The 10170-nt window shown below is 65.4% G+C and carries 6 protein-coding genes and 3 pseudogenes; 1 reads left to right on the top strand and 8 read right to left on the bottom strand.

Annotated features, from left to right (window positions below; genetic code table 11):
• Positions 1 to 435: 435 nt before the first annotated feature.
• Together VP06_RS26700 and VP06_RS35355 are read right to left on the bottom strand one after the other, a co-directional pair.
• The gene (locus VP06_RS26700) at positions 436 to 1287 is read right to left on the bottom strand and encodes an outer membrane protein (protein WP_053080552.1); all 852 of its coding nucleotides are present in this window, start codon (positions 1285 to 1287) and stop codon (positions 436 to 438) included.
• A gap of 773 nt (positions 1288 to 2060) precedes the next feature.
• Positions 2061 to 2207: pseudogene (locus VP06_RS35355) on the bottom strand (helix-turn-helix domain-containing protein); the annotation flags it as partial.
• Between the two features lie 290 nt (positions 2208 to 2497).
• Here VP06_RS35355 and istA point away from each other — a divergent pair.
• Positions 2498 to 3244 (top strand): annotated as a pseudogene (gene istA, locus VP06_RS38300) (IS21 family transposase); the annotation flags it as partial.
• Positions 3245 to 3367: 123 nt separating this feature from the next.
• On the opposite strand, the pseudogene VP06_RS35350 reads toward istA, so the two are convergent.
• The 6 genes and pseudogenes from VP06_RS35350 to VP06_RS26665 all read right to left on the bottom strand — a co-directional run.
• A pseudogene (locus VP06_RS35350) lies at positions 3368 to 3541 on the bottom strand (transposase); the annotation flags it as partial.
• A 176-nt stretch (positions 3542 to 3717) separates the two neighbouring features.
• Positions 3718 to 4107 (bottom strand): copper-binding protein, encoded by a 390-nt coding sequence (locus tag VP06_RS35345; protein ID WP_082167645.1) that lies wholly within the window; start codon positions 4105 to 4107, stop codon positions 3718 to 3720.
• Positions 4108 to 4508: 401 nt separating this feature from the next.
• Positions 4509 to 4979, bottom strand: a complete 471-nt coding sequence (locus tag VP06_RS26680) for a DUF411 domain-containing protein (RefSeq protein ID WP_048447190.1) — start codon at positions 4977 to 4979, stop codon at positions 4509 to 4511.
• A 55-nt stretch (positions 4980 to 5034) separates the two neighbouring features.
• A complete protein-coding gene (locus VP06_RS26675) occupies positions 5035 to 8199 on the bottom strand; it encodes an efflux RND transporter permease subunit (RefSeq protein ID WP_048447189.1) in 3165 nt (1054 codons plus the stop codon).
• Positions 8196 to 9725 (bottom strand): efflux RND transporter periplasmic adaptor subunit, encoded by a 1530-nt coding sequence (locus tag VP06_RS26670; protein WP_048447188.1) that lies wholly within the window; start codon positions 9723 to 9725, stop codon positions 8196 to 8198. The genes VP06_RS26675 and VP06_RS26670 overlap by 4 nt, the downstream gene beginning before the upstream one ends.
• A partial coding sequence (locus VP06_RS26665; protein WP_048466840.1) for a FixH family protein occupies positions 9725 to 10170 on the bottom strand: 446 nt, incomplete at its 5' end. The genes VP06_RS26670 and VP06_RS26665, both read right to left, overlap by 1 nt.

The following is a 10170-nucleotide window of genomic DNA, read 5'->3' as shown; positions in this document are numbered from 1 at the left end:
GGACGACGCATCATCGTTGCCCGCACGCGCATGATGATGACGATGGTGCGCGTGGGGCTCTGACGCCTTGAGGGCAACCCCCAAGTGGTCGGCGGCGGCATGCCGCATCATCGTGCATGGCACTGCCGGGGCGATGGCAACCGCCACCGCCAGAACGGCGAGCAACACTGCGCGAAGACGTGCCAAGGACCGTGCGCCTCCAACGAACCTACAGCAATCCTTACACAGATGGGCAATATCGGCAACGCATCCGCAATTTAGCTTTTGGTAAAGCGCCCGAACTTGTTCCCAGGTGATGTCGGGCCACACGTCGGCCCGCTCCTACGCCGGGCCCATGGGACTGTTCTCCCTGCGTGGCCGCAGCCATCGTGGTTCGCGCGGAGCCTTCGACCGGCGCCACAACCGCGCACGTCGCCGCGTAAGAGTTGCGCGGCATCAGTACCGGCGCACTATCGGCGCATGCTCGGTAGAGACGTCCGAAGCCCCAGGCGACCAGCGCAAGCCGAGCTTTACGTCGTGGGAATCGACGTTCTTGAAAATCATCGCCTCGCACGACCCGCACTGACCGGCATAGTTGTAGACCGTACCGGTCCTCCCGTCCCCAAGGTCGAGGTAGCGGTATGCGAGCTCGACCGTAAAGCTTGGGCTCACCTCGTAGCCGACACCCGCGTGCAACGCCCATGCAAGATTAGTCTTAGAGCCTGATTTTGCGTAAGCGAGGCCCTGCGTGACGACGTTCGCGTCCTTGAAGTTTTCCAGCGTAATCCGCGCCGCACCGACGCCGGCGCCCACGAACGGCTTGAGGCCGTACCAGTTTCCGATGTCGACATAGCCGTTCAGGAGAAGGTTCAGTCCACGCTTAGATGCGGTATACTCGTCGGTGCCGTATCCGAGCGGCAGGCTCGCGTCGCGGTACCGTTCCAGTCCGGTGAAAGCGGCCGCGCTGCGGTACTCGCCGGTGATGTCGGACCGGAACCATTGGTTGAAGCGGTAACCAACCCCGCCACCGGCGAACGGAGCTCCTGCGAAGGCAAGATTGACCTTCTCGATGGTGCCTAATGCGTCCAAGCTGTTGGAGAGCCGCTCTACGGACTGGTTGCTGAAACCAATGTCGCCACGGAGGTAAAAGCCTGAAACCTCGGCTCCTAGTGCGAGGGTACCGCGCAGTTCTGGCACCGGTGCGGTCGGCAGCAGATCGGCAGCGCGCAACGGCGTCGCGCAGGATACGGAGACCATGCCGCAGCCTAGCAACCCGAGCGTTCTCACCAACTCACCCATATCACCCATTGTCCGCCTCTCCACCCGCCTCTTCTGTAACAAACTATCCAACGACATAGTTTATGTTCCCTTAATGTACCCCGCCAGGGTAGGCGGATAACTGACAGCTCCCACTGGCGGCAAAAATCGCAGCTGTTACTTGCAGTTAGGTGTACCCTTCGCTAATTTAAGCAGGAGGTGGTATTGCAAGGCTCAAGATACCCCGTGAATGTGCGGCAGCGAGGTATCACCGCCTCATCTACCCCTATGGGGTATAAAACCTTGTTACGCTGCTCGTTCGTTGCAAGTCATAAGCCTGCAATCACAACCGCAGAAATACAACGAAAGAGGAAGCACGATGCTAAAACGGGTTATCAACGTCTTCGCACTCGCCCTGTCTTTGGCTCCAACCGCGGTTATGGCCGAGGGCACTGAGAATAAACAGTCAATCTATAGCTCGACGTATTACGCCAGACCGAACCATTTTGCGATGACCACTGACCTGATACTACAGTCACATTATCGCTCGGTTTTTCTAGGCTGTGTCTACTCGTATCACGATTGCGAGCATCTTGCACACGACCGCGGTTTCTACAACCACTTCACGCGCCACGATCATGGAACATGTCACCATGGCCCATCATATGCCTGCTTTGGTGAGTGAAATTTTCTCTAAAATGCTTGCTTCCACCGTGAAGGGCCGCGGGCGTAACCGACCCGGGGCGAGCTCTCTCGTTTCCTTGCACTTTTTGGGCGGTACGGCCTGAAGCTGATTTTTAGCAACCCCTTTCGGCCACGTCGCTTCTCGGACTGTAGCGCGCCGCCGCCTCGTCGCGCAGGTAGCGCCTCACCGTGTTGCGCGACAGACCCGTCGCGCGGGCAATCTCGCGGATGCCCTTCCCGTGCCGATGCAACACCCGGATTTCCAACGCTGCCTCCTCACCCACCATCCGGGCCTCCTCCCGCAGAAGGAGCTCAGTCTATGGCCTGGGTCAGGATTCAGGCTCTCCCTCTCTTTTGGTGCAGAAGGATCCTGCCCATGCTCATGAACCTCTTGAAGAGCTCGGGGATTTTCGGCTGCCGTTATGACGCAAGCAGGTGCCTGCCGGTGTGAAGCGGCGCACCTCGAAAAACTCAGTCCGTGCAGAGCGTTACATCAAACGGAAAGCCTCCAATTGCACCAAAAGAGAGGGAAAGTCCACAAACTGACCCCCTGCCGCCATGAGGAACTGACCCCTCGATGAGCGAGGAGGTCGCGATGACGAGGAACGAGGCTCAGGATCCGGAGCGGACGTACGATCCGCGGAGGGCCGAGATGAGGACGCCGGATGACGTGACGGCGATGCGGCGGCTCAAGGCTCTCGGTTGGGGCGCCAAGCGGATTGCGGCGGAGCTTGGCTGCTCGAAGACCACCGTGAAGGACTGGCTGCGGCGGGGCGAGTGGCGGCCCTGCGCCAAGCCCTCATGTTCCAAGCAGCTCGACGGCCTCGCCGACTGGCTGGCCGCCCGCTTCCGGCAGCATGCGGGCAATGCCGACGTCGTGCGCCAGGACCTGGCGGCCGAGAACGACATCCACGTCAGCCTGCGCACGGTCGAGCGCGCCGTGGCTCCCCTGCGCCAGGACCTGGTCGCGGCGGCCCGGGCGACGGTGCAGTTCGAGACGCCGCCGGGCGAGCAGATGCAGATCGACTTCGGCGAGCGCCGGGTGACGATCGGCGAGGAGCCCATCCGCGTGTTCCTGTTCGTGGCCACGCTCGGCTACTCGCGCCGTCTGCACGTTCGAGCCTTCGGCCACGAGCGGCAGGAGGATTGGTTCACCGGCCTGGAGATCGCCTTCCGGACCTTCGGGGGCGTGCCGCGCGAGGTGCTGCTCGACAACGCCCGCACCCTGGTCCTGCACCACGACCCGGTCAGCCGCGAGGTCGTGTTCCACCCGCGCCTGCAGGCCTTCGCCAAACACTGGGGCTTCGGGTCCGGGCCTGCGCGCCGTACCGTGCCCGCACCAAGGGCAAGGACGAGCGCGGGGTCGGCTACGTCAAGAGGAACGCCGTGGCCGGACGCTCCTTTGCCAGCTTTGCCGGCCTGGAAGCGCATCTCGACGCCTGGACTGTGGCATGTCGCACCACGTCACACCGTAGCGAACCACGTATCGCAGACCGTTGAACACCTCCCGCAGACTATGCTCGCGCTGGGCGGCGGTCTCGGGTAGCAGCGTCAGGTAGGGCGCGACCAGTGCCCATTCGTCATCGCTGACATAGCAGGGGTAGAAGCGGCGCGACTGCATCTCTCCAAAAATGGCGCACTCGCCGGTCCGTAATAGCCTCTAGATCATTGTGTGACCTGATTTTACACTTGGCTCCTTCGCTCGCAGTACTCACATGACCGACGGTGTTCACTGGAAGAGTGTCACCGCCAGACTGGGACCGTACCGTCCGAATTTAGCAGGACGCGAGTTCAGGCTCAGCGCTGGGCCTTGATATTGATAATCCTGACTACGCCGCCGACATCGGCGACCTGAACCAGAACCCTGTCGCCAGGCTTAAACATATTGACTTGGACAGCATCCTGCACTGGGAGGCTCATGGTCATCGCCGGCATCCCGGCCTGCGACAGCGGACCATGATGGATCGTGACCGCTCCAACCTGGGGGTCGACTCCGTGAACCTCCGCGCTGACCCAAGGTCGATCGTCGTCCGACCGGTGCGATCGATGCTGGGGATCAACTTTGTTCAACCACACCCGTGCCTCTGGCTGGACGCTCTCCCACCACGCGGCCTCAGCCCTATTCACGGCTGGCGCCGCAAGGCCGAGAGCCAAACCGGTTACGAACACAAAAACAGTGCGCCTCATGCTCTTCTCCTATTGTCCGCAGAATGCTGCCATGCAGATCCGATAATACAGCTTGTCCTAGATCTCAATGACTAACATGTGAGCTTTTTCGACAATCCCAAGACATCGGCGCCGGAGGTGCGGTGGTGTGATCCCCGCGAAGACGGCCCGGCGACGTAGGTACCTCCCCTATGCCGAAAAAAGTCGGCATCGGAGCGCAACGGTCCAAGCCGTCGTGATTACGGTCACGCCTTCTGCTATGATGCCGCTTATCAAAGACGCCTCCCGTTGCGTCGTTGCGGCCACAGCAATGACGTGTCGCAATCTCTGCATCGTACTCGAAAGTAAAAATTCGTCTCATTCTGCTTGACATCAGTCACGAAGCCTCTCTCTTGCCATCCCGGCCGCGCCGTTATGTCCACCTAAATAGTCTGCTGACCGCGAAACCGTGCGAAGGTACTTCGCCCGCCAGGGCCGAACAGTACCACCTCGTAGGTCGCCGGTTCCATGCCATCGACCTCCATGCCGGGCGAACCGACCGGCATGCCGGGCACAGCGAGGCCGGTGGCGGTCGGCTTCTCCGCGAGCAGCCGCTTGATGGCCGATGCGGGCACGTGCCCTTCGACGACGTAACCGCCGACCTGGGCCGTGTGGCACGAGGCCAGCTCCCGAGGCACCCCGAGTCTGACCTTGACCGGGCTCACCGGAGCGTTCACGACCTGGACGCGAAATCCCTCGTCGCGCAGGTGTTTGACCCAGGCCTCGCAGCAACCGCAGCTCGGGTCCTTCGTGGCGACGACCTCCGGCAGATCCTCCGCCCACGCCGCCTGTACGCCGGCGGCCGCCAGGCCGAGGACCACGATGCGTCGGGACGGTCGGAAAAGTTCGCTCATATCCAACTCCTGTCTTCTCACGGCCGCCGTGACGGCCCGTCTAGCCCAGCCACTCTCACTCGGCGGCCCGGGGGAGCCTCGCTTGCACGGTGGCCGACCCTTCCTGCCGAAGCGCCAGCCGCCGTCCCTTCACGAGCCCGTAGATGGCCGGGATCACGACGAGGGTCAGCACGGTCGAGGAGACCATGCCGCCGATCATTGGCACCGCGATGCGCTGCATGATCTCGGACCCCGCGCCGGTGCTCCAGAGGATGGGCAGCAGGCCCGCCATGATGGCGACGACCGTCATCATCTTTGGACGCACCCGCTCGACCGCCCCCACCATGATGGCTTGGTACAGGTCCACGCGCGTGGTCTCCCGCCCGGCGGCTCGGGCGGCGGCCCGCCGCTCGCCCCAGGCATGGTCGAGATAGACCAGCATGATCACGCCGGTCTCCGCGGCGACGCCAGCGAGCGCGATGAAGCCCACCGCCACCGCCACCGACATGTTGAAGCCCATCCACCACATCAGCCACACCCCGCCGACCATGGCGAAGGGCAGCGACAGCATGACGATGAGCGTCTCGGTCAGGCGCCGGAAGTTCAGGTAGAGGAGCAGGAAGATGACGAGCAGCGTAACGGGCACCACGATCTTCAGCCTGGCCTCCGCCCGCTCCAGGTACTCGAATTGTCCGCTCCACTGGACGCTCATGCCCTGCGGGAGCCGGACCTCCTTGTTGACCGCGTCCCGGGCCTCGGCAACGTAGCCGCCGAGATCGCGCCCGGTCAGATCGACGAAGATGTAGATCGCGAGCTGCCCGTTCTCGGTGCGGATCGAGGTCGGCCCTCGGGTCAGCTGGACCTTGGCAACCTCGCCCAGCGGAACCGTGCCGCCGGCCGGCAACGGCACCTGCACCTCGGTGGCGATGGATTGCTGATCCGACCGGAAGGCGCGCGGGTAGCGCACGTTGACTGTGTAGCGCTCGCGGCCCTCGACCGTGTTCGTGACGCTCTCGCCTCCCAGCGCCGTCGCGATGACGTCCTGCACGTCCCCGACCATCAGGCCGTAGCGGCCAAGGGCCTCCCGGTCCGGCACGATGTCGAGGAAGTAGCCGCCGATGACCCGCTCGGCGTAGGCGCTCGACGTGCCCGGCACGTTGCGCACGACCGCCTCGACCTGCCGGGCGACCTTCTCCATCTCGGTCAGGTCGGTGCCGTAGATCTTGATGCCGACCGGCGTACGGATGCCGGTCGACAGCATGTCGATGCGGGCGCGGATCGGCTGTGTCCAGGCGTTCGACACGCCCGGGAACTGCAGGGCCTTGTCCATCTCGGCCTTGAGGCTCGCTAGCGTCACGCCGGGACGCCACTCCGCCTTCGGCTTCAGGGCGATGATGGTCTCGAACATCTCGGTTGGGGCAGGGTCCGTCGCCGTCGAGGCGCGCCCCGCCTTGCCGTAGACCGAGGCGACCTCGGGAAAGGACTTGATGATGCGGTCCTGGGTCGCCAGCAGCTCCCCGGCTTGGGTCACAGAGATGCCCGGCAGGGTCGTGGGCATATACATCAGGGTGCCCTCGTTCAGGTCCGGCATGAACTCGGAGCCGAGCTGGCGGGCCGGCCAGATGGTCAGGCCGAGAACCGCCACCGCCAGCATGATTGTCAGCACCTTGGCCCTGAGCACGACCTCTATCATCGGGCGGTAGGCCCAGATCAGGAAGCGGTTCAGCGGGTTCCGGTGCTCGGGGATGATGCGCCCGCGCACGAACAGCACCATCAGGGCCGGCACCAGGGTCACCGACAGGAGCGCCGACGCCGCCATGGCGAAGGTCTTGGTGAAGGCGAGCGGCCCGAACAGGCGCCCTTCCTGGCTCTCCAGGGTGAAGATCGGCAGGAAGCTGACCGTGATCACGAGGAGGGAGAAGAACAGCGATGGACCCACTTCTGCGGCCGCCTCGACCAGGATCTCGACCCGCGGCTTGCCCCGAGGAGCACGCTCGAGGTGCTTGTGGGCGTTCTCGATCATGACGATGGCCGCGTCGATCATGGCGCCGACCGCAATGGCGATGCCACCCAGCGACATGATGTTGGCGCCGATCCCGAGAAGATGCATGGCGCCGAGCGCCATCAGGATGCCGACCGGCAGCATCACGATGGCAACCAGCGCGCTGCGCAGGTGCAGCAGGAACACAATGCAGACGAGCGCCACGATGACGCTCTCTTCGACGAGGGTGTGCTTCAAGGTGTCGATGGCCGCCTCGATGAGCTGCGAGCGGTCATAGACCGGCAGGATCTCCGTGCCTTTCGGGAGGCTCGCGGCGACCTCGGCCAGGCGCTGCTTGGCACCCTCGAGGACGTTCAGCGCGTTCGCGCCGAAGCGCTGCAGGATGATGCCGCCGGCGACCTCGCCCTCACCGTTCATCTCGGTGATGCCGCGCCGCTCGTCTGGCCCGAGCTCAACCCGGGCGATGTCCCGGACTCGCAGCGGGGTGCCGGCCTCGGTCTTCAGCACGATGTTCTCGATGTCGGCGATGCTCTTCAGGTAGCCGCGTCCGCGCACCATGAACTCGAACTCGGAGAGCTCGACCGTGCGGCCGCCGACATCCGCGTTGCTCGACCGGATTGCGTCGCGGAGCGCCTTCAGCGAAATCCCTTGCGCTCGCAGCCGGTTCGGGTCGACGACGACGTTGTACTGCTTCACGAAGCCGCCGACGCTCGCAACCTCCGCCACGCCCTCGGCGCGCGAGGCCCCGAAGCGCACCACCCAGTCCTGGAGCGAGCGCAGCTCGGCGAGCGTCTGCTGCTTGGCTACGATGGCGTACTGGTAGACCCAGCCCACCCCCGTCGCGTCGGGCCCGAGCGTCGGCGTCACGCCGGCCGGCAGGCGCTTGCCGGCCGCGCTCAGGTATTCGAGCACCCGCGAGCGGGCCCAGTACGGGTCTGTGCCGTCCTCGAAGATCACGTAGACGAACGAGACCCCGAAGAACGAGAAGCCGCGCACCACCTTCGACTTCGGCACCGTCAGCATGGCCGTGGTCAGCGGATAGGTGACCTGGTCCTCGACCACCTGGGGCGCCTGCCCCGGGTACTCGGTGTAGACGATGGTCTGCACGTCCGAGAGGTCCGGAATGGCGTCGAGCGGCAGGGTGCGCACGCTGTAGAGACCGGCCGCCACCACGAAGACGGTGCCGATCAGCACCAGGACGAGGTTGCGGGCCGACCAGGCGATCAGGCGTGCGATCATCGGGTGGCCTCCGTGGCCTGCGCCTGCGGCTCGGCGGCGGACTTGGGCGCCGCCATGCTCTGCAGCGCCGCCTTCAGGTTGCTCTCGGCGTCGATCAGGAAGTTGGCCGCGGTCACGACCTGCTCGCCGGCCTGCACGCCCTCGCGGATCTCGGTGTAGCCCTCGCCGCGGGCGCCGACCTTGACCTCGCGCGGCTCGAAGCGGCCCTCGCCCTTGTCGACGAGCACGACCTGGCGCGCGCCCGTGTCGATGACGGCATCGTTCGGGACCGCCACCACGGGCTTGGCCGCGCCAGTCCCGATCTCGACGTCGGCGTACATTTCGGGCAGGAGCACCCCGTCGGGGTTCGGCAACTCGATGCGCACGCGGGTGGTGCGGGTCTGCGTGTTCACCTGCGGGTAGATCAGCCCGACCTTGCCGCTGAAGCTGCGCCCGGGCAGCGAGCGCACGCGCACGCTGACGGGCTGGCCGACCTTGACGCTGCCGAGGTCGTACTCGGCGACGTCGGCCAGCACCCACATCGTCGAGATGTCGCCGATCCGGAACAGGGTGTCTCCGGCCGACGCCTTCATGCCCTCGATGGCGTTGCGTTCCAGGACGACCCCGTCGCGCGGGGACGACCAGGTGATGGCCATCGGCACCTTCCGGGTGCGCTCCATCTCGTCGATGACGGCTTCCGAGACGTTCAGGTTCTGCAGGCGCCGCCGGGAGCCGTCGAAGCCTGGGTTGGCGATGAGCTGGGCCGCCGCCGCGTTGATCTCGGGCGAGTAGACGTGGACCAGCGCCTGACCCTTGCGGACGCGGTCGCCGGTCGTGACGTTCTCGACGTGGTCGACATAGGCGTCCGAGCGGGTCGCCACGACGGTGACGCGGCGCTCGTCGAGCGTCACGGTGCCGGGCACCCGCACGGCTCGGCTGACGACGCGACGTTCGGCCCGCTCGGAGCGGACGCCGGTGCGCTGGACCTTACCGGGCGAGATCTTGACGGTGTTGCCGTCCTCGGCCTCGCCCTCGTAGACGGGGAGGTAGTCCATCCCCATCGAGTCCTTCTTCGGCACCGGCGAGGTGTCCGGCAGGCCCATCGGGTTGCGGTAGTAGAGAATCTTCCGGGTCCCTCCCGGTGGCGCGGCATAGGCGGCGTTCGCCTCGACCGCCTTTGCCGCGGCGGGCCGCGGCTCGAAGTCGAAATCCTCGCCGACATGCACGGGAAGGTAGTCGCGTCCGTCGGGCGTTCTCGCCGGCGCGGGCGCGTAGGCCGCCTTTCCGTCGGGATCACGGTAGTAGAGGACGGGCGCATCCGCGGCCGCGGCCGGCTTCGCATCGCGGCCGACGAGCAGACCGGAGACCGAGGGCGGCAACCACGCCGGCAAGGGCCATCCCGCCTCGCCGGCCCGCAGCCCGGCGAGGGCGCCGCCCCCGACGGCGAGGGGCAGGAGAACGAGGCCCGCGACCCATGCCTTCGCATGGCCGCCTCGGTGCGCACGGTCACGTTGCCGCGCCAAGTGGACCGGTGTCGTCTGGTCCATCACTCGACGGCCTTGAGCACGAGTTGGTCTTGGACGGTGCCGGTCTCGCCCGGTACCTTCGCGGCCAGCGAGAGGCGCCAGCGGCCCTCCATCGCCAGGTTGGCCCTGAAGGCGTAGATGCCTGGTCCCGGGCTCGCCTCAGGCTTCAGCTTGCCCGTCATCGTCGGCATCCCGTCGGGTGCCATGTCGAGGCGATGCGCGTAGACGAGCGCGTCCGCCACGGGCTTTTCGACGCGCTTGTCGAGAAGACGGACCTTGAGTGTCGCCTCGCCCGATTTTGTCCCTGGGTCCAGGAGCTCGAAGGCATAATCCTTGAGTTCCGGGGGCATGGGTGGCGCGCTCTTGGGCAGCCACGCCGCGACCGGTTCCGGAAGCCGTGTCGCGACCGCACCGGGAATGACCCATGCGCCGCGCGCGAGCCCGTAGCCGGCGCCGGCTCCCACCA

The organism is Methylobacterium aquaticum, from assembly GCF_001043915.1.
In the GTDB taxonomy this organism is placed as follows: Bacteria; Pseudomonadota; Alphaproteobacteria; order Rhizobiales; family Beijerinckiaceae; genus Methylobacterium; species Methylobacterium aquaticum.
The sequence above is the reverse complement of the archived record's forward strand: the minus strand, read 5'-3'. Positions and strand labels throughout refer to the sequence as shown.